The sequence below is a fragment of the Micromonospora sp. NPDC051925 genome (assembly GCF_044548625.1).
In the GTDB taxonomy this organism is placed as follows: Bacteria; Actinomycetota; Actinomycetes; order Mycobacteriales; family Micromonosporaceae; genus Micromonospora.
In genome coordinates, this window is the sequence record NZ_JBIUCH010000008.1 from 270,332 (window position 1) to 294,814 (window position 24,483).

Below are 24,483 nucleotides of genomic sequence, written 5' to 3' on the forward strand. Positions count from 1 at the left end.
GTCGGCGTGGGTCTCCACCCCCGCCGGCCCCGGGCCGTGCCGCTCGGCTCAGCCGCTGCGGGCGTCCCGCGCGCGGGCCTTCAACGCGCGGACCACACCGTCGCGCCCCTCGGCCACCAACCGGCGCAGCGACGCCGGGTGGCCGTCGCCGGTGAGCCAGGCGTCGGTGGCCGTCACGGTCTCCTCGTCGACCAGGTAGGCCGGGTACGCCAGCTGCACGAACTCCTGCGCCGGCTCGCTGTCCCGCTGCGCCCACACCTGCGCCACCGTGGCGAAGTACCGCTCCCGGTACGGCGCGATCAGCGCGACCTGCGTCGGGTGGGTCAGGCCCTGCAGCAGCGCCCGGTTACGCCAGTTCGGCAGCGCGTCCGGGCCGGTCAGCAGGGACCAGACCGTCGCCTTGTTCTCCTCCGTCGCCACCAGCGCGTGCGCGTACGCGGCCTCCCGCTCACCGGAGGCCGTCCGGTCGCGGGCCAGCTCCGCCTCGATCTCGGCGGTGCCGGCCGCCCCGTTGGCCACCAGCGACTGCAGGACCGTCCAGCGCAGCTCGGTGTCGATGGCCAGGCCGGCCGGCACGCCGGAGTCGGCCAACCAGCCGCGCAGCGTCGCCAGGTCCTCGTCGGCGCGGGCCGCCGAGGCGTACGCGCGGGCCCAGGCGAGCTGGAAGCCGCTGCCCGGCTCGGCCGCCGCCAGCGCCGCCTTCGCGGTACGGGACAACTCGGCCCAGCCGGTCGGCGCCCAGGCCGGGTCGGCGTAGAAGATCAACGCGGTGCTGGCCTGCCGCAGGGTGGCGGTGACCAGGTTGATGTCGGTCTCGGCGGGCAGCCCGGCCAGCACCAGCGCCACGTAGTCGCGGGCGGACAACTCGGCGTCCCGGACCATGTCCCAGGCGGCCGTCCAGCACAGCGCCCGCGCCAGCGACGACTCGAAGCCGGCGATGTGCTGCACCACGGTGGCCATGGACCGCTCGTCGAGTCGCAGCTTGGCGTAGGTCAGGTCGTCGTCGTTGAGCAGCAGCACATCGGCGGCCGGCCGGCCGTGCAGCGCCGACAGCTCGGTCGTCTCGCCGGTGACGTCCACCTCGACCCGTTCCCGGCGGACCAGCCGGCCGTCGGCGAGGTCGTACAGGCCGACCCCGATCCGGTGGGTGCGCAGCGTCGGGTGCCCGGCCGACGCCTCCTGCCGGACCAGCACCCGCTCGTACCCGCCGTCCGCGCCGATGGTCACCTCGGGGAGCAGGGTGTTGACCTGCGCGGTCTCCAACCACTGGGCGGCGAACTTGCGCAGCTCCCGGCCGGAGGCCGTCTCCAGCTCCGAGAGCAGGTCGTCGAAGGTGGCGTTGCCCCAGGCGTGCTTGCCGAAGTACGCCCGTAGCCCGGCCAGGAACGGCTCCTCACCGACGTACGCCACGAGCTGCTTGAGCACGCTGGCGCCCTTGGCGTACGTGATGCCGTCGAAGTTGACCTCGACCGCCTCCAGGTCCGGCATCTCGCAGTAGACCGGGTGGGTGGAGGAGAGCTGGTCCTGCCGGTAACCCCAGTTCTTGCGGATCGACAGGAAGGTCGTCCACGCCTCGGAGAACCGGGTGGCGTGGGTGTTGCACCAGTGGCTGGCCCACTCGGCGAACGACTCGTTGAGCCACAGGTCGTTCCACCAGCGCATGGTGACCAGGTCACCGAACCACATGTGGGCCAGCTCGTGCAGGATCGTGTTGGCCCGCTGCTCGTACTCGAAATCGGTGACCTGCGAGCGGAAGAGGTAGTGCGACTCGGCATGGGTGACACAGCCGAAGTTCTCCATCGCGCCGGCGTTGAAGTCGGGCACCCAGAGCTGGTCGTACTTGGGCAGCGGGTAGCGCACCCCGAACTGCTCGTGGAAGAAGTCGAAGCCCTGCCGGGTGATCAGGAACAGGTCGTCGGCGTCCAGGTACGGCGCCATCGACGCCCGGCAGAAGACCCCCAGGTCGATGCCGTCGTGACTGTCCCGCACCTCGTGGTACGGGCCGGCGCACAGCGCGGTGATGTAGGTGCTCATCCGCGCCGAGGTGGTGAAGTGGACGGTCTTGAGCCCCTCGCCGGCCGGTTCCTCCCGTTCGACGGGCATGTTGGACACCACCCGCCAGTGCGCCGGGACGGTGGCGTGCCAGGTGTAGACGCTCTTCAGGTCGGGCTGGTCGAAGCAGGCGAAGACCTTCTGTGCGTCGGCCGTCTCGAACTGGCTGTAGAGGTACGTCTCCCCGTCGACCGGGTCGACCGTTCGGTGCAGGCCCTGCCCGCTGTTGGAGTAGCCGAAGTCGGCGTCCACCACGAGCACGTTCTCGGCGACCAGGCCGGTCAGCGCCAACCCCTTCTCGGCCGACCAGCCGGAGAGGTCCACCGGCACGCCGTTGAGCGTGGCCGCGCGCACCGACTCGGCGGCGGTCTCGATGAAGGTGCCGGCACCGGGTTCGGTGCAGCGGAACCTGACCTCGGTCACCGACCGAAACGTGCGGCCCTCGGCCTGCACCGCAGTCGACAGGTCGAGGTTGATGTCGTACCCGGTGACCTCCAGCAGGCGGGCCCGCTCGGTGGCCTCGACCTGGGTCAGGTTGCGCACTCCTGGCACTTTCGTCTCCATCCCACTCTCGCCGCCTCACGGCTGCGCCAGCCCCTGCCGGCCGCTCGTGGCGGCGACCCGAGCCGAGTCTTCCATGCACCGACCCTGCGGTGGTCGACGTCACGCTCTCATTCCGCTACCGATCGATGCCGTGCGGGGTGAGGATCGAAGGGCAACCTCGCCGGGTCTGCCCGGCGTACCCCGTCGCGAAAGGGATCCCACCGTGACCGAACGTGTCGCCGTCGACATGTGGTTCGATCCGCTGTGCCCGTGGGCCTGGATCACCTCCCGTTGGCTCCTGGAGGTCGAACAGGTCCGGGACGTGGACATCAGCTATCACGTGATGAGCCTCTCCGTGCTCAACGAGGGCCGGGATCTGCCCGAGCAGTACCAGGAGATGATGAAGCTGGGCTGGGGGCCGGTGCGGGTCTGCATCGCCGTCGAGCAGGCGCACGGCGCGGCGACGCTGGCGAAGCTCTACACCGCGATGGGCACCCGGATCCACCTCGGCAAGGAGCCGCTCGGCCGGGACATGATCACCGCCGCGCTCGCCGACGTCGGACTGGACCCGGCATTCGCCGACGCCGCCGACTCCACCGAGTACGACGAGGCGCTGCGGGCCAGCCACGAGGCCGGGATGCGGCCGGTCGGCACCGACGTCGGCACCCCCGTGGTGCACGCCCCCGGCCCGGACGGCGACAAGATCGCCTTCTTCGGCCCGGTCATCACCCCCGCACCGAAGGGCGAGGCCGCCGGCCGGCTCTGGGACGGCGTCCTGCTGGTCGCCGGCACCCCCGGCTTCTACGAGCTGAAGCGTTCCCGCGAGCTGGGCCCGATCTTCGACTGATCCGGCCCGCCCCTCCGGGGCCCGTCCCACCCGGGGCGGACCCCGGACGGCTGGACGGTTCATCTGGTGGACCCGCCGCGGGGTCGGCGTCGTGCGGACCGCCGTCGCCGGTAGCGTCAACCCCCATGACGGTCGTACATCCGATCGCCCGGGCCTGGATCACCACTGGCGGCACCGGCGCGCAGAACTACGACGAGTTCGCCGACGACGCGGAGATCACCGCGATCATCGAGGCGAACCCGCACAGTGCCCTCGGCATCGAGATGCCCCACCGGGCGCCGGAGAGTCTCGGGAAGTCCTTCCTCGACTCGCTCGGTGACGCCGTGGCCCGGCTCACCGAGGCGAAGGCCGACGGCAGCTACACCCCGGCCGAGCAGGTCGTGGTCCTCTACCGGATCAGCGCCCCGGCGGAGGAGTCGGCGTACGGGCTGTTCGCGATGGTCGACACCGACCAGATTTCCACCAGCGCCGACGAACCCGGCCTGGTGATCCGCAACGAGGACGTCTTCATCGCCAAGGTGCGCGAGCGGGTCGCCCTGGCCGAGGCGCTGGGTCACCTGCTCTCCCCCGTACTGCTGCTGCAGACCGGGCGCGGCGACGAGCTGCACGCCGCGCTCGCAGCGGCGACCGAGTCGGCCGGCGTGCCCGCCGCCACCGACACCGACCAGGCCGGCCGCACGCACGCCATCTGGCTGCTCGGCCCCGGGCCCGAGCAGGACGCGCTGACCGCCCTGGCCGGCGGCGGCGAGCTGGTGGTCGCCGACGGCAACCACCGCAGCCTGGCCGCGCAGACCGGCGGCTTCCCGCGCTTCCTCTCGGTGATCACCACCCCGGCCTCGGTCGCCATCCAGCCCTACAACCGGCTGGTCAGCGAGCTGACCAGCACCCCCGACGAGCTGCTCGACCGGCTCCGCGCCGCCGGCGCGCAGATCAGCCCGATCGACGGCCCGGTTGAGGTCCCGGCGGCCGGCGGCACCGTGCACCTCCGGCTCGCCGGCCAGGGGTACGCGGTCACCCTGCCGCACGACACGGACGCCGCCCGGCTGGAGAACCTCGACCATGCCCTGGTCGAGCGGCTGCTGCTGCGCGACGCGCTCGGCCTCGACCCGGGCGACAAGCGGATCACCTACGTCGGCGGCGACTACCCGGCGAGCTGGCTCACCGGCGAGGTGGAGGCCGGCCGCGCCGAGCTGGCCATCCTGATCGCCCCGGTGACCGTGGACGACTTCGTCGCGGTGAACCTGGCCCGGGAGAAGATGCCCCGCAAGAGCACCTGGTTCACCCCGAAGGCGCGCGGCGGCCTGGTCGTCGCCGAACTGCCCCGTTAGATCCTGTGACGAATCCGCCCCGGCACGCGGCCCCCACGGCGTGCCGGGGCGGGGCCCTGACACACTGCCCGGTATGCGCGTCTACCTGGGATCCGATCACGCCGGCTTCGAGTTGAAGGTGCACCTGGCCAATCACCTGGCCAAGCAGGGATACGAGCTGGTCGACGTCGGCCCGCACGCCTTCGACCCCGACGACGACTACCCGACCTTCTGCCTGCACACCGGTGACCGGGTGGTGGCCGATCCGGGCAGCCTGGGCGTGGTCATCGGCGGCTCCGGCAACGGCGAGCAGATCGCCGCCAACAAGGTCGTCGGTGTCCGTGCGGCGCTGGCCTGGAGCGTCGAGACCGCCCAGCTCGGCCGGCAGCACAACGACGCCAACGTGGTGGCCGTGGGCGCCCGCCAGCACACCCTGGACGAGGCCGCCGCCATCGTCGAGGCGTTCCTCACCACCCCGTTCTCCGGCAACGAGCGGCACGGCCGCCGCATCGCCCAGGTGGCCGAGTACGAGCGCACCCGCGAGCTGCCCGACCTGCCCTGACCTCGATCCGCCCTGACCCACCGACCGGGTCGGCCGTTGGGCCGGCCCGGTCAGCGGCCCGAGCGGGGGAGGTCCTCCCGGGGCACCCAGTTCCGTCGGATGATCACCAGCTGTTCCTCGGCCTCGGCCAGATCCTGCTCGGTGGGCCGGGCGGCGTCCCGGGCCCGTAGCGCGGCGCTCACTCCGACCTGGGACGAGCCGGACCCGACCAGCCCGCGCAGGCCCCGCTCGCCGTCCTCGCCTCCCGCGCCACCCCGACGGACCCGAGGCGCCGGAGTCCCGTCGTGCACCTCGGCCGTGGTCGCCGCCGGAGGCTCACCCGCGCCGGCCACCGGCTCGGGCTGGTGCCGTAACCGGCGTCGCCGCCGTTCCGCATCCACCATCCCCCGACCGTACCGCCTCCCCGCCCGGCTCGTCCGGCCCGGCCCTGGCCCGGTCCGCCCTGGCCCTGGCCCGGTCCGCCCTGGCCGGCCGGCTCGTCCCGGCTCGTCCCGGCTCGTCCGGGGAGGCTGGACCGCGTGGGGCGACGGTGCGGTGTCCGGAGGAGGGGGATACCGAGGGGCGCCGACATGGTGAACCGTCGGCCGGGTGACGAGCGTCCGGTCGCGGTGCTGACCGGATGCGCGTGGCGGGGGCGGCGAGGCAGTTTGTCCGCTCGCTACCCTCGAAGACGGTGGACCGGTCGACGGCCGGCACCGGTCATGGGGAGGACACAAGATGGCAGACCAGACACAGCCGTGGGCCGAGCGGACCGTCGAGGTGCCGCCCCAGCCCGGTGTCGGGGTACCGCCGCAGCGGGAGCCGTTCCGTCGGGGCGTCGCCTCGGTGGGGCAGCCCCGGGCTCCGCGCACCGAGCCGTTCCCGGTGGTCGATCACGACGAGCCCGGCTGGTCCGAGCCGGCAACGCCGCGCCGGCCGATGAGCTGGCACATGGAGCAGCTGCGCCGGGGCGGCGAGTGGAGCGCTGCCGGTGGGCTCTTCGCCTTCGTCTGCTGGGGCATCTGGGCCATCTCCGGCCGGGGCGACCTGGGCGCCCCGCTGCTCACCTTCCTGCTCAGCCTGCTCGTGGCGGCCGGTCTCTTCGCGCTCTCCCGGTTGCTCGGCCGGGTGATCCTGGAGCGCCAACTGGGCCGGGTACGACGCAGCGCCCGGGGCGCGCACCTGGTGACGGGGGTCTTCCTGGCCGGGGTCGGTGTCGCCTACCTCCAGCAGACCCAGTGGGTGATGGACGCCTGGAACTTCCTCACCGGCAACTGAGCGGCACCGCCTCGGCACGGCGGGCGGGCCGGGCGGTGGCCCGGTCCGCCCGCGCGTCCGGTCGCGGGGTTGCCGCGACGCCGGTCGACACTCCTCCAGGCCGGCGGCTCTCTTACCCCGCCGCGCGGTCTTCATCCCCGTCCGAGCGGGTGATCCCGGCGTCGTCGACCACGGTCGTATGACCCCATCGATATGTTGATGTACATCAATTGATCGCTCTAGGCTCCCGCCATCGAACCGGCGCTCCCCAGGTGCGCCGCCGAGGGTTGGAGGCCCTGTGAACCGTTGGCGCAGTCTCATTGGCCGGATGGCCGCCACCATGGTGGCGATCACCGCCGGGTCGCTCGTCCTGACCGTCCCGGCCACCGCAGCGCCCATCGCCGACCCCGCCCCGTCCGTCGTCGGCGGCACCAGGGCCACGCAGGGCGAGTTCCCGTTCATGGTCCGGCTCTCCATGGGCTGCGGCGGGGCGCTGTACAGCCCCCGGTTGGTGCTCACCGCCGCCCACTGCGTCAACCGCACCGGCACGAACACCAGCATCACCGCGACCCTCGGCGCGGTCGACCTCCAGTCGAGCAGCCGCATCCAGGTCAAGTCCAACTACGTCTACCAGGCTCCCGGCTACACCGGCACCGGCAAGGACTGGGCGCTCATCCGGCTCGCCACCCCGGTCACCACGCTGGCCACCCTGCCCATCGCCACCACCACCGCGTACGACAGCGGCACCTTCACCATCGCCGGCTGGGGTGCGGCGCGCGAAGGTGGGGCGCAGCAGCGTTACCTGCTCAAGGCCACGGTGCCCTTCGTCAGCGACGCCAGCTGCTCCGCCTCCTACCCCGGTGACCTGGTCGCCGCCGAGGAGATCTGCGCCGGCTACGCCAGCGGTGGCACGGACACCTGCCAGGGCGACTCCGGTGGCCCCATGTTCCGCCGTGACGCCTCGAACGCCTGGATCCAGGTCGGCATCGTCAGCTGGGGCGACGGCTGCGCCCGCCCCAACGCCCCGGGCGTCTACACCCAGGTGAGCACGTTCGCCTCGTCGATCGCCTCGGCCGCCGCCAGCCTCGGCGGCTGACCCCGGCACCGGAGCACCCCCGACGCCACCGACAGTCCGAGTGACTGTCGGTGGCGTCGCCGTGCCTGACGACGTCGGGCCGCTGACCGGGTGCCGGGGCCTGCGGCGATGGTGGGCCGACCGGGGCGGTCGGCCCGGTCAGCCGTCCCCGGCGAACCGGTACAGCACGAAGTCCCGCTCGGCCCCGCACACGATCACCGAGGTGTTCCACGAACACGACTGGGTGCGGACGCCCTGAAGTTCCCCCATCTCGGTCAGCCCGCCGCCCGTCGACACCCCGGCGATGCTGCGGTCGTCCTCGACGGTGCTCGGCGGCTCGGCGAACACCAGCAGGTTGCCGGCGTCGACCCGGGCCGCCGTCCCCTTCCGGTCGGCAAGCACCGCCGTACCGGTCGGGTCGAAGAGGGTGACGGTCGTCTTCGGCGACTCCCGCCGGACGAGCAGGTGCTCACCCAACGGGACCAGGTCGGCACCGCCCGGTGCCTTCCAGTGGCGACTGCCCTTCCCCTCGGTCGCCGCGACCACCTCGGTCCGTTCGGCGTCCCCCTCCGGCACCTCCAGCAGGCAGGCCCGGTGTTCGCCGCAGGCCGCCAGCGCGGTGACCCGCCGCTGGTCGCCGGCGCTGTACAGCACCGTCGGCTCGGCGAAGCTGCCCAGGTCGTACCCGAGCAGCTTGTAGCCCTGGTCCTCCTCGACGACGTACAACCGGTCGGCGTGGGCGACCATCCGGTCGTCGACGTCGGCGACCCCGTCGCGGCGGCGCAGCACCTTCCCGCTGTCCATGTCGAGCACCCGGACCGACCGGTCGGCGCCCACCTGCACCAGCCGGCCGGCGTCGCCGAGCCAGGGCGCGCGGGGAACCCCGTCGAGGGTGGCGGGGCCGCCCACGCCCTGCTCGGTGCCGACCGGCAGCACCCTGGTCCGGGTGTCGCCGTACTCGCTGCGCGGGTTCGGCTGCGTCCAGTTCCGCCGGCCGTCACGCAGCCGTAGGCCGACCAGCTGACCGCCGGCGCGATCCACCCACACCAGGCTGTCCCGGGTGACGTGCAACGCGTCGTCCCCGTGCACGGGCAGCTGCCACCGTTCGTCGCCGGACCCGGCGTCGAGCACCACCACGTCCCGCGGGGTGCTGTCGCCGGCCGCGTCCGCGACGGCGAGCACCGCCCCCGGCACCGCCCGGACACCGGTCCACTGCTGCGTGCCTGCCGCGATCGTGCGCTGCCATGCCTGCTTCCCGGTGCCGGCGTCGACCGCCACCACCGTCAGCCGGTCGTCGGGGAGCTGATAGGCCAGGTAGGCGCGGTCACCGAGCACGGCGGTGAACATCGCCGTCGGCCGTTCCGCGCCGGCGTTCGGCCGGGCCACCTCGGTGAGGGTGTGGAAATCCAGCGCCGGGTAGCGGTCCCGGGTGAACCAGAGCGCCGCCGCGCCGAGCACGCCGATCAGCGCCAGGCCCGCGCCGAGCCCGATCCACCGCCCCCGACGTCCGCGCCGCACCGGCGCAGCGGGTGGGCCGCCGGGTACCGGCGGGTAGCCGCCCTGCCCCGGTACGTCGGCGGGTGCGGGGCTGACCGGCGTCATGCCGTCCGGCGTCGCCACCAGCGTCCCACCCGCTCCTGCGGCGGGCAGGGTGCCGTGCGGTCCGGCGGGTACCGGTGCGGCGGGCGGGGTGCCGTGTGGTCCGGCGGGTGACGGGTACGCCGGGGCGGGGGCCGGCGCGACGGCGGGGGCGGGACCGGCCGACCCGGGGCGGTTGCTCCGGCGGGGCAGCGGCAGGTCGGTGAGCGCGCCCTCGGCCACCGGCAGTTCGGGCTGCTCCAGCACGGTCGGCGCGATGCTCAACCCGGTGTGCAGCAGCCGGCCGACCAGCGGAACCCGGGACGAGCCGCCGACGAGAAAGAGCCCGGCGAGCCGGTCGGGGGTGAGCCCCGCCTCGGCGACCACCTCCCGGGTCCGGGCCACGGCCCGGGTCAGCAGGGGGGTGGCGAGCCGTTCCAGGTCCTCGCGGGTGAGCGGAACGGCGGTCTCCAGGCCGGGCACCGCGACCGGCGCGACGGCGGCCCGGGACAGCATCTCCTTCGCCCCGCGTACGTTGTCCCAGAGCTGCTGGCGGTCCCGCCACTGCCCGGTCGTCTCCGGTCGGGTCAGCCGGTCCCAGAGCTGCGGATGATCTCCGCCGATCAGCTCACCGAGCCGGGCGAGCAGGGCCGCGTCGAGGTCCAGCCCACCGAGGTCGGCCATCCCGCCGGCGGCGACCACCGAGAAGCCCGAGTCGCCCCACGGGTCGGCGCCCTCGTTGCGGACGACCGCCACGTCCAGCGTGCCGCCGCCGAAGTCGAACACCGCGACCGACCCGCCCACCGGCACCGGCCGGCGCAGCACCTCGGTGTAGTAGCGGGCCGCCGCGACCGGCTCCCGCAGCAGCCGGGTGCCGACCGGCACCGGGCCGGACATGGTGTGCTCGGCGGCCGACGGCCAACCGGCCAGGGTCAACGCGTCGTGCAGCACCTGCCGCCGGGCGGCCTCCCAGGTGGCGGGACAGGTGAGCACCGCCGGGGGCAGGAAACCCACCGTCGCCACCGCCTGCTCGGCCACCGCCCACAGGGTCGCCGCGAGCAGCTCTGCCGGGGCGTACGACCGGTCGCCGAGGGGCACCGACTGCTCGTCCACCCGACGCTTCGGGTTCGGCTCGTACCGGGTCGGGTCGGCCTGGGCCAGGCGTTGGGCGTCCCGGCCGACGTGCAACCGGCCGTCGGCATCGGCGTAGACCCCGGAGGGGAGGATCGGCTGACCGTCGACGAGCAGCGGTCGGGTCCGTCCGTCCGGCCAGCGCAGCACGGCCACGGTGTTGGAGGTGCCCAGGTCGACCCCGAGGGCGTATCCGTCCTGCTGGCCTGCCATGTGTCGCTACCTCCGCCGGGACGAGGGGATGCCCGGTCCCGCATGGTACGCAGCCCGCGCCGCCCCCTCGATCCGCCGGCCGGCATCAGCCCCGGTGGCCCTCCTGGCGGCCCGGGTCGCGGGGCGGGACCTCGTCGGTGTAGGAGCCGACCGGCCCCGAGTAGCGCACGCCGCCGCGGTACGGCGAGGCGTTGGCGAGGCAACCGTGCAGGCCCAGCGTCTGCTGCTGCATCACCGGTGCGGGTCGGCCCCGCCCCGGGCACCGCTCGTGGCCCCGGCCGAGGCGGTGCCCGACCTCGTGGTTGATCACGTACCGGCGGTAGGTGGCCAGGCTCGCGCCGTAGCCCGGCACCCCCTTCACCCAGCGCGCCACGTTGACCACCACCCGGTCGCCGTTGCGGCACGACGTGTAGCCGTCCGCCACGTCCCCGCACAGCGCGTCGCGGGTGCCCGGGGTGGCCAGGTAGACGGTGAAGTCGGCGGGCCGGTCGGGCCCCACCCGGCGCAGCCGCGTCCCGTCCGTGGTCCAACCCTGCGGGGCGTTCAGCGTCCCGCCGACCTCCGCCGCGAACTCCGCCACCGGCAGGCCCCGGATGTCGCGCTCCACGGCCACCCGGTACCGCAGCAGCCGGCCGGCTCCCCCCGGGATCGCCGGCTCACCGGCGGCGACCTGCCAGCGGTTGCCCCCGTCCGCCGGATAGTCGATCGCGGCGGGTGCGGAGCGCACCGGCGTCGGCACGGCCGACACCCCGGGCCCGTCGGCCGCCGCCGTCGGGGTGGCCAGGACGGCCGGACCCGCCGTGGTGTGGTCCGCCGTGGCCGGCGTGCCGCAGCCGGTCAACCATCCCGCCGCCAGCAGCGCCGTCGCTGACCGACCGATCAGGCCGTTGCCCACGCGGGCGGTAACCTTCGTCGCCATGGTGCTTCCTCCCTGCCCCGCCGGTCGGCAGTGGGCAGCGGGAAGGACGGGCGACCCGGTGGAACAGTTGATCTCGTACGGACTCAACCTTTCGGTGGTCCCGCCCGTCGGGTCCGTCGTGGGATGTGGGAAGAGCGGGCATGGCCAGGGGTGACGCCGAGTTCGTCGAGTTCGCCCGGACGGCGTCCGGGCGGCTGGTACACGCCGCCTTCCTGATGACCGGCAACCACCACCAGGCGGAGGACGCCGCGCAGACCGCCCTGGTGCGCACGTACGCGTCCTGGTCCCGAATCCGCGACGACGACGCCTACGGGTACGCCCGCACCGTCCTGGTCAACCATCTCGTCGACGGCTGGCGGCGGCCGATCCGCGAGTACCCCACCGACGGACTCCCCGAGCAGCGGCGTGGTGACGTCGCCGACGACGTCACCACCCGCCGCTGGCTGTTCGACATCCTCGGCACGCTCAGCTCCCGCGAGCGGGCCATCGTCGTGCTCCGCTACTACTTCGACCTTTCGGAGGCACAGGTGGCCCGCGAACTGAACGTGTCGCTGGGAACGGTGAAGAGCACCAGCTCCCGGGCGTTGCAGAAGCTGCGTGCCACCGGGACTCCGGAAACCCACGGGGCCCGCCGATGAACGAGCCGGACCAGCTCCGCCGGGCGATGCGGGCAACCGAACGACCGTACCCCGACGGCCTCGACCTGACCGTGATCATGCGGGACGGTCGGCGGCTGCGTCGACGGCGCCGGTTCGTGGGCGCCGGTGCGGCGGCGTTGGCCACCGCGCTGGTGGTCGGCGGGGTGGGGTTCGGCGTGCGATGGACCCGGCCCCCGACGCCGGAGCCGCCGCCGGCCCCCGTCGCCACCGCCCCGGCCGTGCCACCCACGGGCACCTCGACCCCCACCCCGCGTCCGACCTGGAGGGGGGCGGAGCAGCGAGCCGTCGGCGACGTGGTGGACAGCGGCATCCGGTACGACACCGAGCAGCGGGTGTTCTACTTCGTCGCCGTCGACCTGCCGGAAGCGCCCAAGGTGACGATCGGGCTGATGGCCGGCCGGCGCTCCCTGACCGGCGAACTGACCCCCGACATCATGATCAACGACGTGCAGGGCAGCGACCGGAGACCCGGCTTCCACGCGATCGGCTACGGCGAGTCGACGCCTTCGGACGACCGCCCGCCGGTGCCCACCTTCGGGTACTTCGTCGGACCCGCGAAACGGATCGTCGGCACCATCGACGGTCGGCAGGTCGACGCCCGGTTGGCGCGCTGGAGCAGGGATCCGGACGTGGTGGTCTTCTGGTTCGACCCGGCGGACCTCGCCCCCGGGGCACGGCTCGACGGCATCGTCGCCCGCGACGCCAAGGGCCGACTGCTCTGACCGCCGTTCTCCCGGGCCGTCTGACCGCCGGTCTCCCATTCCGCCAGGGGCGAGTGCCGTTCGCCTCCGAGGTCCGCCTGTGCATCGAGGCGGCGATCGTCGAACCTCGGGCCTGACCTGGGCGCTGATCTTGCAGACGACACCCCACACGACGGTACGCCGGATGAGGAAGACTGGCGGGCATGGGTGAACCGGGCGATGCGAAGACCGTGCTCCAGCACTACCTTCGGCAGACTCGCGAAGACCTGATCTGGAAGCTCGACGGGCTGAGCGAACGCGAGGCCAGGCTGCCCCGCACGGTGACCGGCAACAACCTGCTGGGAGTCGTCAAACACTGCCTCAACGTCGAAGCCGGCTACTTCGGGCCCACCTTCGGGCGCGAGTTCCCGACGCCCGGTGAACTGATCCCCCTGCAGGCGTACGAGGAGGACCCGCAGGCCGACTGGTACGCGCGGGAGAACGAAACGAAGGACGGGCTGATCGACCTGTACCGTCGGGTCGGGACGTTCGCGGATCAGACGATCGAACAGCTACCGCTCGACGCGCCGGGGCGGGTGACGTGGTGGCTGCCAGGTCGGCAGGACGTGACGCTGCAACAGATCATCGTCCATGTGACCTGTGATCTCGCTCGGCACACCGGTCACGCCGACATCATGCGCGAGCAGCACGACGCGGTGATCGGCCTGCGGCGGGAGAACACCAACATCCCCGACGACCATGACTGGCCGGCGTACGTCACCAAGCTGACGAAGCTGGCCGACCGCTTCGGACAGCCGCCCGGCCAATGGCGGCAGCCCTGGTCCTCGTGATCGTCACAGGCCGCAAACCACTGGCCCCAGAGTGAGAACCACAGCGAAGATGCCCTACGTGGCCATTGCCGAGGAGTTGCCGCTCGCCGACACGCTGGCGCTGGGGAAGCTGGCCTACCTCCGCCAACGCTCACTGAGCAACCCACGTTACCGAGACGCCAACTACGTCCGGCTGCACGTGACGCCGGGCTACCTCCGGTGGCATCGGCCCTCGGTCTTCGATCCGCACCTGGAGTCCGTACGGCACAGCATCGCGACCTTCGAGCGACTCGCCAAGCGCCACGACCCGGAGTCCACCCATGCCTGGCGAACTGTCCTCGCTGCCGTGGATCTCCTGTTGGCTGAGGGACGACATCGGGCTGGACACCGGATCAGACCCAGACGAATCTGATCCGGTGGCGCGGCTCGGGCGGACCGGCGACTTCGGGACCGCCGCGCACGGAAGTCACTCGGAGGTGAGCACTGGGGTGTCGTGTTGTGGTAGGGGTGGGCGATGGAGCGAACCTTTGTACTGCTGTCGAGCCCGTTCCTCGGTCCTGTGGCGTGGGATCCGGTCGCCTCCGCACTCACGGCGCGCGGGTACGACGTCATCGTTCCTTCGCTCCCACGGGAGCCGCTGTTCTCCCCTGAAGAGGTGCTACGCGCACTGGAGAACTCCGTACCCGGTCTCGGCGAGCTGGTCCTGGTGCCGCACAGCAACGCTGGCCTGTACGTACCCGCGCTCGTCGCCTCGCGTCCGGTGCGCGCGACGGTGTTCCTCGATGCCGTGTTGCCGCCAGAGAACGGTTGCATACCGGTCGCACCAGCGGGGTTGATCGCGATGCTCCGGGACCGGGTCGATACCGACGGCCTTCTGCCGCTGTGGAGCGAGTGGTGGCCGGAGAAGAATGTTGCCGCCCTGTTCCCGGACCCGCAGACCCGACGGCGGGTCGAGGCCGATCAGCGCCGGGTGCCCTGGGACTACCTCACCGCCGAGGTGGATGTCCCTGCCGGTTGGGCAACGCACCGCGCCGGCTACGTGGCCTTCGGGACCACGTACGCCGATGAGCTTCGGGAGGCCGAAGGCCGGGGATGGCCGGTTCGGCTTCTGGACGGCGGCCATCTTCACATGCTGCGGGATCCTGCCGCTGTCGCTTCCACGTTGGTCGAGATCACCGACGCGCTACTGCCGCGGTGAATGGAACGGTCACGGACGAGCCGCAAGATCGAAGCGCAGGCAGAGCGACCGGCACGGCTGCGCGGTGGGCGTGTCGTCGGCTCTTCGCGCGCCTGAACCCCGGTACCAGGTGGCAAGCCGCGAAGCGGCGCGGCAGCGATCGCGCCTTCGGCGGTGGTTCGGTACCCCGCGATCGTCACGGCCTTCTGGGCGGGGGTTGGGGGCCCGTGGGACTCTTCAGCGGGTAGGCGATCATCCGTTGATGGGTCTCAATGATTCTGGCGCGGTCCGAAGCCGTGAGGATCTTGCGGCCTACGTTCGGGCGCTCGCCGAGGAATCAGCGGCACCTCCGGACTCCTGGGAGAATGTCGACCTGCCCCGGTACCTCGAAGCCGCCTCCCGCTGGATCGGCAGCATGGACGGCTGGGCACGCAATCAAGGCCGAGAGTTGCCCGAGCAGCCCACCTGGTCGCTGTTGGTAGACATCCTTCGGGCTGCCTGCGTCTACGAGTAGCAAAGGCAGCTACCCAACCGTCCCACAGCCAGCCGCGCCGGCCGAGGGTCTGCTGCACCGGCAGGTGTCACCTGAGGTGGCGGAGGCTGGCCGGCGGGCCTGGGTCGGTAGCTGGTTCTTCTACACGAGTCGGCTGGTGTAGCCGGCGTCGACCAGGCGGTTGTACGCGGCGCGGACGTCGTCGGGTACGTGCTGGGGGATGGCGAAGCCAAGTTCGGCGTACTTGTCGATGCGTTGGGTGTCGCCGACGAGCATGTCCATGACCTTCTTGGTGTCGCCGATGCTGGTCACGTAGTCGTCGAGTGAGAGCGGGTGCGACGCGCAGATCACGTCGACCTCGGGCCACAGCTTTTTGCAGGTGGCGTACGCACGGCGCTGTTGGTACGGGCGGGACATCAGGATCACCGATCGGGCCTGGACCTGGTGTTCGGCGAGGAGCGCGCGGGTGTGCTCGATGTTCTGGCCGGTGTTCTTGGCCTGCGTGTCGATGAGGATCGCGTCGGCCGGCACGCCGTGGGTCATGGCGTACTCGCGGTAGTGGACGGCTTCGCCTCGGGGGAAGGTCTCCATGGTGGTCGGTGCGTTGGCACCGGTGAAGACCAGCGTCGGATACATCCCTCGGTGGTAAAGGTCGGTAGCGATCCGGGCGACTCCGAGGTCGTGGCTGCCGAGTCCGACGCCCACGTCGACCGGCCGGATCTCGTGGTGCATGTGGTGGTAGTTCCACAAGCGTTCGACATCTGCGCGGTGTTCGGCGGGGATGGTCAAGGAAGTCATGGGCATCGGCCGTTTCTCAGTCGGGGATCTTGAAGGTGTACGACCAGGTGAAGCGGGATGCGGCGTGGACCCCTCGGGCGAACTCGACCGGTCGGCCATCGTGGGTGAACGTCGTGCGGTGCAGGACCATGACAGGCTCGCCAGCGGGGAGTTGGAGGAGTTGGGTCTCCTCGGGGGTGGGCATCCGGGCGCGTGCGGATTCGGTGATCGTGTCAGGTTCCAGTCCTCGGCCGGTGAGGATGGCGAAGCCTCCGCCTCGTCCGGCTGGCCCGGGTGTCGGATCGACCAGGGAGGTTCCTTCCACGTCTTCCGGCCGGTAGTAGCTGGTCAGGGTGTGGGTGGGCAGGTCGGCTTCCTTGACCAGGCGAGCTGCGGGTGCAGATCAGGACGGCGGCAGCCCCGAGCCCCCGGTACGGTCCAGCGGATGAGCCCTGCTGCGAGGCACGCCTCCACCATCCGAATCATCGGCAACATAACCCTGGTCGCTGGTCTTCTGGTCTCGGTCATCACGTTGTCGGACGACCTCGGGTCGGCCGAGCCGTACATCCTGGCGGGATTCCTTGTTGTCACCGGGATCGGCCTGCGCATCGAAGCCGCGGTCAGCTCACCTCGGGCGTGACCACCTAACCGAAAGTGCCCGCCGCGCCGGTAGATGTCGGCCGAAGGTCGCCAGCAGGCCGAGAGCGGCGGGAGGGGCCGCTTCTCCCTTCCTTCTGGGCGATCCTCAGCACCCGCCGTGCAGGAGGACGAGCAACCCGTGTTGCATCCTGGGCCATGACCGCTATCACAGGCCACTTCCGCGAAGTGTGGCGTACGGGCAGCAATCTGGCGGTGGGCCTCGGGACCTGATGCACCGGTACGGGTCATGCGGCCCGACACGCGAACCCGCCTCGGGCGGCACGGCCGGCGCTACCGGCACCAATGGCACGGGAACGGCCCAGGCTCGGCGGTCACGCCGCTGACCTGGGCCGGAAGGTGTGGAGCGGGCGACGGGAATCGAACCCGCACCGTCAGTTTGGAAGACTGAAGCTCTGCCATTGAGCTACGCCCGCGTCCGCCCCGACATCCCGGGCCGCGCCGACAGCCTACCCGGTCACCAGCCCGCCCGCGCAGCGGCATTCCGGCACCGACTTCACCCCGCCCGGGTCGAACGGACGGACGGCCCGCCGCTGGCGCAGCCAGGGCGCGGACGTCCCACCCCGCTCGGCCCGTACCTGCGGCGGCCCGGCCCGACCGGTCGCCACCCGCGCCGGCCCGTTCGGCTCAGGGCGTTTGGTCCGTTGCTGCCGGTTCGGCGCGTTGGGTGACGCCCCGGCGTCCCCACCCGGCCCGGACGGCATACACTTCTTTCGCCACGGGGTGTGGCGCAGCTTGGTAGCGCACTCGCTTTGGGAGCGAGGGGCCGTGGGTTCAAATCCCGCCACCCCGACTGCGTGCGCATCCGGGTGACCCCCGAGGTGACGCCGATTCCGTGCGGTACGCCGGGCGCTGCCGGAGCAGCGTCCCGGCTCGCCTACACTCGATGCGCGCAATCATGCCCAGATCGAACACGCCCAGACCCAAACTGAGATCCGTCAAGGAGTACGCCTGTGAAGAGCACCGTCGAGACTCTGAGCCCGACGCGCGTGCGGCTCGCCATCGAGGTGCCGTTCGTCGAGCTCGAGCCGAGCCTCAAGAAGGCGTACCGGGAGATCGGCCAGCAGGTCCAGGTTCCCGGCTTCCGTCGGGGCAAGATCCCGGCCGCCGTCATCGACCAGCGGGTGGGCCGGGGCACCGTGCTCAACGAAGCGGTGCAGGAGGCCATCCCGCAGAACATCCTCGCCGCGGTCCGCGAGCACGACCTCAAGACGCTCGGTCGTCCGGAGGTCGAGATCACCGAGTTCAACGACGGTGACTCGCTCAACTTCACCGCCGAGGTCGACGTCCGGCCGGAGCTGACCCTGCCGGACCCGGCGACCGTCGAGGTGACCGTCGACGAGCTCCAGATCGACGACACCGAGGTCGACGAGCAGGTCAAGAACCTGCGCGAGCGGTTCGCCACGCTGAAGACCGTCGAGCGGGCCGCCGCCGAGGGTGACTACGTGCAGATCGACCTGAACGCGACCGTCGACGGCGAGGACTTGCCGGGCGGTTCGGCGAGCAACATCTCGCACGAGGTCGGCAGCAAGCAGCTCCTGCCGGGGCTGGACGAGGCCCTGGTCGGTCTGGCTGCCGGTGACAGCACCACCTTCACCACCCAGCTGGTGGGCGGCGACTTCGCCGGCCGCGACGCCGAGGTGGCGGTGACCGTCCGCACGGTCAAGGAGAAGGAGCTGCCGGAGCTGGACGACGACTTCGCCCAGATGGCCAGCGAGTTCGACACCATCGAGGAGCTGCGCGCCGACCTGCGGGAGAAGGTCACCCGGGGCAAGCGGGTGGAGCAGATCTACGCCGCCCGGGACAAGGCCCTGGAGCAGCTGGTCGCCGCCGCCGAGGTGCCGGCGCCGGAGGGTGTCGTCCGCGAGGAGGTCGAGAGCCGCAAGCAGGCGATGGTCGACCAGCTGGAGCGGATCGGCGCCTCGATGGAGGAGTACCTGGCCGCCGAGGAGAAGACCGAGGAGCAGATCGACGCCGAGCTGGCCGAAGCGGCGACCGAGGGTGTCAAGATCCAGCTGCTGCTGGACACCCTGGCCGACGCCGAGGACACCCAGGTCTCCGACGACGAGTTCGGGCACGAGATCGTCCACCGGGCGCAGCGCGCCGGGATGGCCCCGCAGCAGTACTACGACCAGCTGGTCCGCTCCGGTGCCGCCAACGCCGTCTTCGGCGACGTGCGGCGCGGCAAGGCGCTCGCCTCCGTGATGGAGAAGATCAAGATCAAGGACTCGGCCGGCAACGAGGTCACCCTCGACGCGCTGCGGGCCGAGAGCGAGCAGGCGCACGACCACGACCACGAGCACTGATCCGACCCGGTAGGCCGCCGTCCGCCCGTTGCGGCAGACGGCGGCCGAACCGCTTTTCCGGGTACGTCCCGACCCAGCTGCGCTGAGAGCGAACAGTGCCGCGACCGGGAGTCGATCACCCGGTCGAGCGGTTAATGTCGGGTACGACGGTACGGAGAGCGAAGGGCTGCCATGACCGACATGCACATCCCAGCGAAGCCGCTCCGGGCGATCGAAGCCCGAGGTGGCGACACCATTGGCAACCTCGACGACTCGGTCTACAACCGGTTGCTCAAGGAGCGCATCATCTTCCTCGGCAGCGAGGTGAACGACCAGGTCGCCAACCGCATCTGCGCCCAGCTGCTGCTGCTCGCGGCGGAGGACCCGGACCGCGACATCTTCCTCTGGATCAACTCGCCGGGTGGCTCGGTCTACTCCGGCATGGCGATCTACGACACCATGCAGTACATCGACAACGACGTGTCGACCGTGGCGATGGGCATGGCCGCCTCGATGGGTCAGCTGCTGCTCTGCGCGGGCACCAAGGGCAAGCGGTACGCCCTGCCGCACGCGCGGATCATGATGCACCAGCCGTCCGGTGGCCTCGGTGGCACCGCGTCGGACATCGCGATCCAGGCCGAGCAGATGCTCTACACCAAGCGGATGTTCCAGGAGCGGGTCGCCCACCACACCGGCCAGAGCCAGGCGCAGATCGAGGCCGACTCGGACCGGGACCGCTGGTTCACCGCCCAGGAGGCGATGGACTACGGCTTCATCGACAAGGTGATCATCGGGGCCACGCAGGTTCCGGATGGCGCCGGGACCCTGAGCTGAGGAGCTGACGATGACCGATCTGAGCCTGCCGCCCCAGTTCGCGGCCGTGCACAACCGTTACGTCCTGCCGTCGTTCGTCGAGCGCACCTCGTACGGGGTCAAGGAGTCCAACCCGTACAACAAGCTCTTCGAGGACCGGATCATCTTCCTCGGCGTCCAGGTCGACGACGCGTCGGCCAACGACGTGATGGCGCAGTTGCTGACGCTCGAGGGCACCGACCCGGACCGCGACATCATCATGTACATCAACTCGCCCGGTGGTTCGTTCACCGCCATGACGGCGATCTACGACACCATGCAGTACGTCCGGCCGGACATCTCCACGGTCTGCCTGGGCCAGGCGGCCAGCGCGGCGGCGGTGCTGCTGTCGGCGGGCACGCCGGGCAAGCGGATGGCGCTGCCCAACTCGCGGATCATCATCCACCAGCCGGCCACCGAGGGCGGCTACGGGCAGGGCTCGGACATCGAGATCCAGGCCCGGGAGATCCTGCGGATGCGGACCCAGCTGGAGGACATGCTCTCCCGGCACTGCAACCGGCCGATCGAGCAGGTTCGTAAGGACATCGACCGTGACAAGATCATGACGGCCGAGGAGTCCAAGGAGTACGGGCTGGTCGACACGATCCTGACCAGCCGTAAGAAGGGCCTGCTGGCCGCCAACGCGGCCCGCTGAGCGCGATCGGGTCGGAGGTCGGTCGGGCGTCGCGGTGCCGGCCGACCTCTGACACACCCGTTTTGGGGGTCGGAGAAACCACCGCCAGCGGGTAACGTCGGGTCCGTACGGCGTGGCCGGGTCGGACCGGCGGAACGGATTCACCACGGACGGGCGCCCGGCGCCCGCGGTTCAGGGCCGGGTTCCGGTCGACGAGTGCAGGGAGAACGTAGGTGGCACGGATCGGTGACGGCGGCGACCTACTGAAGTGCTCGTTCTGCGGCAAGTCGCAGAAGCAGGTCAAAAAGCTCATCGCAGGCCCAGGCGTCTATATCTGCGACGAGTGCATCGACCTCTGCAACGAGATCATCGAGGAGGAGCTGGCCGAGTCCGGCGAGGTGAAGTGGGAAGAGCTTCCCAAGCCGATGGAGATCTGCCAGTTCCTCGACAACTATGTCATCGGCCAGGACCAGGCCAAGAAGGCGCTCGCGGTCGCGGTCTACAACCACTACAAGCGGATCCAGGCCGAGGCGGCCAACGCACCGGGTTCCGGCAGCGACGCGGTCGAGCTGGCCAAGTCCAACATCCTGCTGCTCGGCCCGACCGGGTGTGGCAAGACGCACCTCGCGCAGACCCTGGCCCGGATGCTGAACGTGCCCTTCGCGATCGCGGACGCCACCGCGCTGACCGAGGCGGGTTACGTCGGCGAGGACGTGGAGAACATCCTCCTCAAGCTGATCCAGGCCGCCGACTACGACATCAAGCGCGCCGAGACCGGCATCATCTACATCGACGAGGTCGACAAGATCGCCCGAAAGTCGGAGAACCCGTCGATCACCCGGGACGTCTCCGGCGAGGGTGTGCAGCAGGCCCTGCTCAAGATGCTGGAGGGCACGGTGTCGAACGTGCCGCCGCAGGGCGGACGCAAGCACCCGCACCAGGAGTTCATCCAGATCGACACCACCAACGTGCTGTTCATCTGTGGTGGTGCCTTCGCCGGCCTCGACCAGATCATCGAGTCGCGGACGGGCTCCGGCGGCACCGGCTTCGGTGCCCGGCTCCGGTCGGTCTCCGAGCGCTCCACCGACGACATCTTCAGCCAGGTGATGCCGGAGGACATGCTCAAGTTCGGGTTGATCCCCGAGTTCATCGGCCGGTTGCCGGTGATCACCAACGTGCGCAGCCTGGACCGCTCCGCCCTGGTGCGCATCCTCACCGAGCCGCGTAACGCCCTGGTCCGGCAGTACCAGCGGCTCTTCGAGCTGGACGGCGTCGAGCTGGAGTTCGAGCCGCCGGCGCTGGAGGCGATCGCCGACCAGGCCATGCTCCGGGGCACCGGTGCCCGTGGCCTGCGCGCGATCATGGAAGAGGTTCTCCTCTCCGTGATGTACGAGGTGCCGAGCAACCCGGACGCCGCCCGGGTGCTGATCACCCGCGAGGCGGTCCTGGAGAACGTCAACCCGACCATCGTGCCGCGCGAGTTCACCGGCCGCCGGGCCCGCCGCGACCGCGAGGAGAAGTCGGCCTGACCGGTCACCTCTACTCACCAACGACAGAAGCACGGCCGCCGTACGGGGCCGTGCTTCTGCGCGTACCGGACTCGACTGGCCCTGTTCGGCGTCTACCTCGCACTGGTCGACCGGGCCGATCCGGGTGCCGGCCGGTGGCCCTGGTCCGGCTCAGCCCCATCGGTCCGAACCGGCGGCGGTGGGTTCCGGCGTGTGCCGCCCCGGCCGGGCGAGGTGTTCTACTGGGCCACTGGGCCGGGCTGCTGGACAGCGCAGCGAACGGGCTGTGCCTGCCCTCGGCGGCCGAGGACGCCCGATGTGGTGTCCGGGGGCGGACCCACACCAGCCGCCACCGCATCCGCCACCACAGCGCCCGTGGCTACCGGAATCGCCGCGCCCCGTCCGGCGGCACCCGTAGCCGAACAGGTCACCGGAACTCGGCGCGCGCTCGTGGTCGGGCCGACCGGGTCAACCCGACGTGCCGCTGGCCCTCGCCGTCGACCGGGAACGGCTGCGTCCGGCGCAGCGGGACGGACTCGGGTCCGCCGCCGACGCCCGGTGCGGTTTCAGGGCCGGCGGGGTTGAAGACTCTCCCTCGATGGCCCGACCTCGCCAGCCGCTCAACCCCAGTCTCCGCACCTGTGAGCCCGGTACCCGCCGCAGTCCTTCGCGACCGGGCGCAGGCGGACCGGTCACCGGTTCCGGCCGGCTCACATCCGTCACCCGCTGTCCTGGGCTGCCGTCCGCCCGTACCCTGATCTCCATGCGCGTCGCCGTCTGCCAGCTCAACGCCCGCGACGACCGGTCGGCAAACCTGGCCGCCGCCGAGGCCCTGCTGGTCAGGGCCGCGGCGGCCGGAGCTGACCTGGCAGTCCTTCCCGAGTACGTCGACTATCTCGGTCGAGCCGACGGGATGCCGCCGCCGGAGGGGGTCGACGGCACGGTGGGGACGTTCTTCGCCGAGGTGGCCCGCCGGCTGGGGATCTGGCTGGTCGCCGGTTCCTTCCACGAGGTCGGCCCGGACCCGACGCACACCTGGAACACGTCGCTGGTCTTCGACCGTTCCGGCAGGCTCGCCGCCAGCTACCGAAAGATCCACCTGTACGACGTGGAGATCCCCGGCCGGGTGTCCTACCTGGAGTCCGCCACGGTGGCCCCGGGGCAGGAACCGGTGGTGGTCGAGGTGGAAGGTTTGCGGGTCGGCCTTTCGATCTGCTACGACCTGCGTTTTCCGGAGTTGTACCGGCGGCTCGTCGCGGACGGGGGCGCGCAGCTGTTGGTCGTTCCGGCGGCGTTCATGACGCACACCGGGCGGGACCACTGGGAGGTCCTGCTGCGGGCCCGGGCGATCGAGAACCAGTGTTTCGTGGCTGCCGCCGGACAGACCGGCGACCATGATCCGGGCCGGACGTGCTTCGGCCGCAGCATGGTGATCGACCCGTGGGGCACGGTGCTCGGCCAGGTGCCGGACGGGCCGGGTCTGACCGTGGTCGACCTGGACCTGGAGCGGTTGCGGACGATCCGGGCCGAGCTGCCCAGTCTGGCGAACCGTCGCCTCTGACCGTGTCCGCCGGGAGTTGCTCGCGGCTTGAGCCGGTTGGCCTGCTTCGTCTGGTCAGCTGAGCAGTATCCCCACGACGGCCAGGCCGATGATCGCCGCCGCCGTCACCAGCAGGGCGGTTCCCATTCGGGAGGGTCCTCGCCGGGCCAGTCGAACGATCGACAGCCCGACGACGACCAGCACGACAGCCGCGATCACCAGTTGCCAGAAGGGCAACAGGAGGCCGAGCAGCGCGTCGTCGGCGAGGGTGACCGTGGGGGATCGGGACGCCTCATCCATGGCAGCCACTCTGGCACGGATCGGCCACCCCGGCGTTGCTTCCCGGGTGCACACCGCAGTGCGGGTGAGAAGGCCGCTGTCGGGACGGGTGGCAGTTGGTCGGCGCGGGCGGCCCGGCATCGCAGCGAGTGACGATCATTGATTTGCCTTCCGTGGGGCGTCCGCGTAACTTTCTCTCTGCACGCGGGAGGCCGGACGAACTGGCCGAGAACGGGCACCAGGATCGTGGCGGAGACGCCGAGCGATGCTGAGGATCGGGCGGTGCGAGACTCCCTAGAAGTTGGGGTTGCGAACGCGAAGCCGGCCGGGTAGAGTTCTGAAGCCGGCAGGGAGCCGGGCGGGCACCGTGAAAACGGATGCCGGCCGGTCTGCCGATTCCCACGACAGAAACGACCGCTGATATTGGCGTGCGTCGGCGTGGAATGGCTGAGTAAAGCTGAAAGATCGCGAAAGCGAATTTGACAGCGAAAGTCAGCCCAAGTAAGTTAAAGGAGTTGCCCCGGAAGGGAAAGCCGCAAATGCGGTGACCTGGATGGTGTGTGGTTGTTCTTTGAGAACTCAACAGGGTGCTTGATAAGCCAGTGCCAATTTGTTTATACCCCGTGCTGGGCAGGCTGTGGTCTGTCTG

25 protein-coding genes and 2 tRNA genes are annotated in these 24,483 nt (G+C 71.1%); 18 read left to right on the forward strand and 9 right to left on the reverse strand.

All coding sequences use genetic code 11. From position 1 onward, the window contains the following. Positions 1-48: 48 nt before the first annotated feature. On the reverse strand, positions 49-2,595 hold the full coding sequence (pepN, locus tag ACIG87_RS13585) for an aminopeptidase N (RefSeq protein ID WP_396850799.1): 2,547 nt from the start codon (positions 2,593-2,595) through the stop codon (positions 49-51). A 223-nt stretch (positions 2,596-2,818) separates the two neighbouring features. Here pepN and ACIG87_RS13590 point away from each other — a divergent pair, with 223 nt between their 5' ends. From ACIG87_RS13590 to ACIG87_RS13600, 3 genes are all read left to right on the forward strand, one after another. Beyond that, a complete protein-coding gene (locus tag ACIG87_RS13590; RefSeq protein ID WP_396850800.1) occupies positions 2,819-3,442 on the forward strand; it encodes a DsbA family protein in 624 nt (207 codons plus the stop codon). Between the two features lie 125 nt (positions 3,443-3,567). Beyond that, positions 3,568-4,770 (forward strand): DUF1015 family protein, encoded by a 1,203-nt coding sequence (locus ACIG87_RS13595; RefSeq protein WP_396850801.1) that lies wholly within the window; start codon positions 3,568-3,570, stop codon positions 4,768-4,770. Positions 4,771-4,843: 73 nt separating this feature from the next. After that, positions 4,844-5,311, forward strand: a complete 468-nt coding sequence (locus tag ACIG87_RS13600) for a ribose-5-phosphate isomerase (protein ID WP_282267482.1) — start codon at positions 4,844-4,846, stop codon at positions 5,309-5,311. A 50-nt stretch (positions 5,312-5,361) separates the two neighbouring features. Here the strand turns inward: ACIG87_RS13600 and ACIG87_RS13605 are convergent, their stop codons facing one another. Further along, on the reverse strand, positions 5,362-5,694 hold the full coding sequence (locus ACIG87_RS13605) for a hypothetical protein (RefSeq protein WP_396850802.1): 333 nt from the start codon (positions 5,692-5,694) through the stop codon (positions 5,362-5,364). 334 nt (positions 5,695-6,028) lie between these two features. Here ACIG87_RS13605 and ACIG87_RS13610 point away from each other — a divergent pair, with 334 nt between their 5' ends. Next, a complete protein-coding gene (locus ACIG87_RS13610) occupies positions 6,029-6,568 on the forward strand; it encodes a hypothetical protein (protein ID WP_396850803.1) in 540 nt (179 codons plus the stop codon). A gap of 277 nt (positions 6,569-6,845) precedes the next feature. Beyond that, positions 6,846-7,643: a S1 family peptidase gene (locus ACIG87_RS13615; protein WP_396850804.1), complete on the forward strand. Its 798-nt coding sequence runs from the start codon at positions 6,846-6,848 to the stop codon at positions 7,641-7,643. A 138-nt stretch (positions 7,644-7,781) separates the two neighbouring features. Here the strand turns inward: ACIG87_RS13615 and ACIG87_RS13620 are convergent, their stop codons facing one another. Together ACIG87_RS13620 and ACIG87_RS13625 are read right to left on the reverse strand one after the other, a co-directional pair. Continuing rightward, positions 7,782-10,544, reverse strand: coding sequence for an Hsp70 family protein (locus ACIG87_RS13620; RefSeq protein ID WP_396850805.1), 2,763 nt, complete (start codon positions 10,542-10,544; stop codon positions 7,782-7,784). Positions 10,545-10,629: 85 nt separating this feature from the next. Beyond that, a complete protein-coding gene (locus tag ACIG87_RS13625; protein ID WP_396850806.1) occupies positions 10,630-11,463 on the reverse strand; it encodes a DUF3152 domain-containing protein in 834 nt (277 codons plus the stop codon). Positions 11,464-11,603: 140 nt separating this feature from the next. On the opposite strand from ACIG87_RS13625, the gene ACIG87_RS13630 reads away from it, so the two are divergent. The 6 genes from ACIG87_RS13630 to ACIG87_RS13655 all read left to right on the forward strand — a co-directional run bounded on the left by ACIG87_RS13630 (position 11,604) and on the right by ACIG87_RS13655 (position 15,323). Beyond that, positions 11,604-12,101, forward strand: coding sequence for a SigE family RNA polymerase sigma factor (locus ACIG87_RS13630; protein ID WP_396850807.1), 498 nt, complete (start codon positions 11,604-11,606; stop codon positions 12,099-12,101). Beyond that, a complete protein-coding gene (locus tag ACIG87_RS13635; protein ID WP_396850808.1) occupies positions 12,098-12,844 on the forward strand; it encodes a hypothetical protein in 747 nt (248 codons plus the stop codon). The genes ACIG87_RS13630 and ACIG87_RS13635 overlap by 4 nt, the downstream gene beginning before the upstream one ends. 182 nt (positions 12,845-13,026) lie before the next feature. Beyond that, positions 13,027-13,653, forward strand: a complete 627-nt coding sequence (locus tag ACIG87_RS13640; protein WP_396850809.1) for a DinB family protein — start codon at positions 13,027-13,029, stop codon at positions 13,651-13,653. Positions 13,654-13,711: 58 nt separating this feature from the next. Next, positions 13,712-14,044 (forward strand): hypothetical protein, encoded by a 333-nt coding sequence (locus tag ACIG87_RS13645; protein WP_396850810.1) that lies wholly within the window; start codon positions 13,712-13,714, stop codon positions 14,042-14,044. A 102-nt stretch (positions 14,045-14,146) separates the two neighbouring features. Next, positions 14,147-14,830, forward strand: coding sequence for an alpha/beta fold hydrolase (locus ACIG87_RS13650; protein ID WP_396850811.1), 684 nt, complete (start codon positions 14,147-14,149; stop codon positions 14,828-14,830). A 241-nt stretch (positions 14,831-15,071) separates the two neighbouring features. After that, positions 15,072-15,323, forward strand: coding sequence for a hypothetical protein (locus tag ACIG87_RS13655; RefSeq protein WP_396850812.1), 252 nt, complete (start codon positions 15,072-15,074; stop codon positions 15,321-15,323). Between the two features lie 120 nt (positions 15,324-15,443). Here the strand turns inward: ACIG87_RS13655 and ACIG87_RS13660 are convergent, their stop codons facing one another. Together ACIG87_RS13660 and ACIG87_RS13665 are read right to left on the reverse strand one after the other, a co-directional pair. Then, entirely contained in the window at positions 15,444-16,106 is a 663-nt protein-coding gene (locus ACIG87_RS13660; protein ID WP_396850813.1) for a YdcF family protein, read from the reverse strand. A gap of 10 nt (positions 16,107-16,116) precedes the next feature. Continuing rightward, positions 16,117-16,464, reverse strand: a complete 348-nt coding sequence (locus ACIG87_RS13665; RefSeq protein WP_396850842.1) for a UTRA domain-containing protein — start codon at positions 16,462-16,464, stop codon at positions 16,117-16,119. Positions 16,465-16,524: 60 nt separating this feature from the next. Between ACIG87_RS13665 and ACIG87_RS13670 the strand changes: the two genes are divergently transcribed. Beyond that, positions 16,525-16,719 carry a hypothetical protein gene (locus ACIG87_RS13670; protein WP_396850814.1) on the forward strand — a complete coding sequence of 65 codons (195 nt, stop codon included), beginning with the start codon at positions 16,525-16,527 and terminating at the stop codon, positions 16,717-16,719. 359 nt (positions 16,720-17,078) lie between these two features. On the opposite strand, the gene ACIG87_RS13675 is transcribed toward ACIG87_RS13670, so the two are convergent. Together ACIG87_RS13675 and ACIG87_RS13680 are read right to left on the reverse strand one after the other, a co-directional pair. Further along, a tRNA-Gly gene (locus tag ACIG87_RS13675) sits at positions 17,079-17,152 on the reverse strand. Between the two features lie 33 nt (positions 17,153-17,185). Continuing rightward, positions 17,186-17,440: a hypothetical protein gene (locus ACIG87_RS13680; RefSeq protein ID WP_396850815.1), complete on the reverse strand. Its 255-nt coding sequence runs from the start codon at positions 17,438-17,440 to the stop codon at positions 17,186-17,188. A 15-nt stretch (positions 17,441-17,455) separates the two neighbouring features. Between ACIG87_RS13680 and ACIG87_RS13685 the strand changes: the two genes are divergently transcribed. The 6 genes from ACIG87_RS13685 (at position 17,456) to ACIG87_RS13710 (ending at position 23,576) form a co-directional block, all read left to right on the forward strand. Then, a tRNA-Pro gene (locus tag ACIG87_RS13685) sits at positions 17,456-17,529 on the forward strand. A 160-nt stretch (positions 17,530-17,689) separates the two neighbouring features. Further along, positions 17,690-19,042 (forward strand): trigger factor, encoded by a 1,353-nt coding sequence (tig, locus tag ACIG87_RS13690; protein WP_396850816.1) that lies wholly within the window; start codon positions 17,690-17,692, stop codon positions 19,040-19,042. Between the two features lie 171 nt (positions 19,043-19,213). Next, positions 19,214-19,855: an ATP-dependent Clp protease proteolytic subunit gene (locus ACIG87_RS13695; RefSeq protein ID WP_067310650.1), complete on the forward strand. Its 642-nt coding sequence runs from the start codon at positions 19,214-19,216 to the stop codon at positions 19,853-19,855. A gap of 10 nt (positions 19,856-19,865) precedes the next feature. Next, complete coding sequence (locus tag ACIG87_RS13700) at positions 19,866-20,528, forward strand: ATP-dependent Clp protease proteolytic subunit (RefSeq protein ID WP_030333536.1); 663 nt, start codon at positions 19,866-19,868, stop codon at positions 20,526-20,528. A 212-nt stretch (positions 20,529-20,740) separates the two neighbouring features. After that, a complete protein-coding gene (clpX, locus tag ACIG87_RS13705) occupies positions 20,741-22,036 on the forward strand; it encodes an ATP-dependent Clp protease ATP-binding subunit ClpX (RefSeq protein WP_328343745.1) in 1,296 nt (431 codons plus the stop codon). A 742-nt stretch (positions 22,037-22,778) separates the two neighbouring features. Continuing rightward, complete coding sequence (locus ACIG87_RS13710; RefSeq protein WP_396850817.1) at positions 22,779-23,576, forward strand: carbon-nitrogen hydrolase family protein; 798 nt, start codon at positions 22,779-22,781, stop codon at positions 23,574-23,576. Between the two features lie 54 nt (positions 23,577-23,630). Here the strand turns inward: ACIG87_RS13710 and ACIG87_RS13715 are convergent, their stop codons facing one another. Further along, entirely contained in the window at positions 23,631-23,855 is a 225-nt protein-coding gene (locus tag ACIG87_RS13715) for a hypothetical protein (protein WP_396850818.1), read from the reverse strand. Positions 23,856-24,483 lie beyond the last annotated feature (628 nt).

Coding starts and splice junctions, on each gene's coding strand:
- ACIG87_RS13595 (WP_396850801.1), top strand. CDS start 3,568: ATGACGGTCGTACATCCGATCGCCCGGGCCTGGATCACCACTGGCGGC.
- ACIG87_RS13600 (WP_282267482.1), top strand. CDS start 4,844: ATGCGCGTCTACCTGGGATCCGATCACGCCGGCTTCGAGTTGAAGGTG.
- ACIG87_RS13605 (WP_396850802.1), bottom strand. CDS start 5,694: ATGGTGGATGCGGAACGGCGGCGACGCCGGTTACGGCACCAGCCCGAG.
- ACIG87_RS13610 (WP_396850803.1), top strand. CDS start 6,029: ATGGCAGACCAGACACAGCCGTGGGCCGAGCGGACCGTCGAGGTGCCG.
- ACIG87_RS13620 (WP_396850805.1), bottom strand. CDS start 10,544: ATGGCAGGCCAGCAGGACGGATACGCCCTCGGGGTCGACCTGGGCACC.
- ACIG87_RS13625 (WP_396850806.1), bottom strand. CDS start 11,463: ATGGCGACGAAGGTTACCGCCCGCGTGGGCAACGGCCTGATCGGTCGG.
- ACIG87_RS13630 (WP_396850807.1), top strand. CDS start 11,604: ATGGCCAGGGGTGACGCCGAGTTCGTCGAGTTCGCCCGGACGGCGTCC.
- ACIG87_RS13635 (WP_396850808.1), top strand. CDS start 12,098: ATGAACGAGCCGGACCAGCTCCGCCGGGCGATGCGGGCAACCGAACGA.
- ACIG87_RS13640 (WP_396850809.1), top strand. CDS start 13,027: ATGGGTGAACCGGGCGATGCGAAGACCGTGCTCCAGCACTACCTTCGG.
- ACIG87_RS13650 (WP_396850811.1), top strand. CDS start 14,147: ATGGAGCGAACCTTTGTACTGCTGTCGAGCCCGTTCCTCGGTCCTGTG.
- ACIG87_RS13655 (WP_396850812.1), top strand. CDS start 15,072: ATGGGTCTCAATGATTCTGGCGCGGTCCGAAGCCGTGAGGATCTTGCG.
- ACIG87_RS13660 (WP_396850813.1), bottom strand. CDS start 16,106: ATGCCCATGACTTCCTTGACCATCCCCGCCGAACACCGCGCAGATGTC.
- ACIG87_RS13670 (WP_396850814.1), top strand. CDS start 16,525: ATGAGCCCTGCTGCGAGGCACGCCTCCACCATCCGAATCATCGGCAAC.
- ACIG87_RS13680 (WP_396850815.1), bottom strand. CDS start 17,440: ATGCCGTCCGGGCCGGGTGGGGACGCCGGGGCGTCACCCAACGCGCCG.
- ACIG87_RS13695 (WP_067310650.1), top strand. CDS start 19,214: ATGACCGACATGCACATCCCAGCGAAGCCGCTCCGGGCGATCGAAGCC.
- ACIG87_RS13700 (WP_030333536.1), top strand. CDS start 19,866: ATGACCGATCTGAGCCTGCCGCCCCAGTTCGCGGCCGTGCACAACCGT.
- ACIG87_RS13710 (WP_396850817.1), top strand. CDS start 22,779: ATGCGCGTCGCCGTCTGCCAGCTCAACGCCCGCGACGACCGGTCGGCA.
- ACIG87_RS13715 (WP_396850818.1), bottom strand. CDS start 23,855: ATGGATGAGGCGTCCCGATCCCCCACGGTCACCCTCGCCGACGACGCG.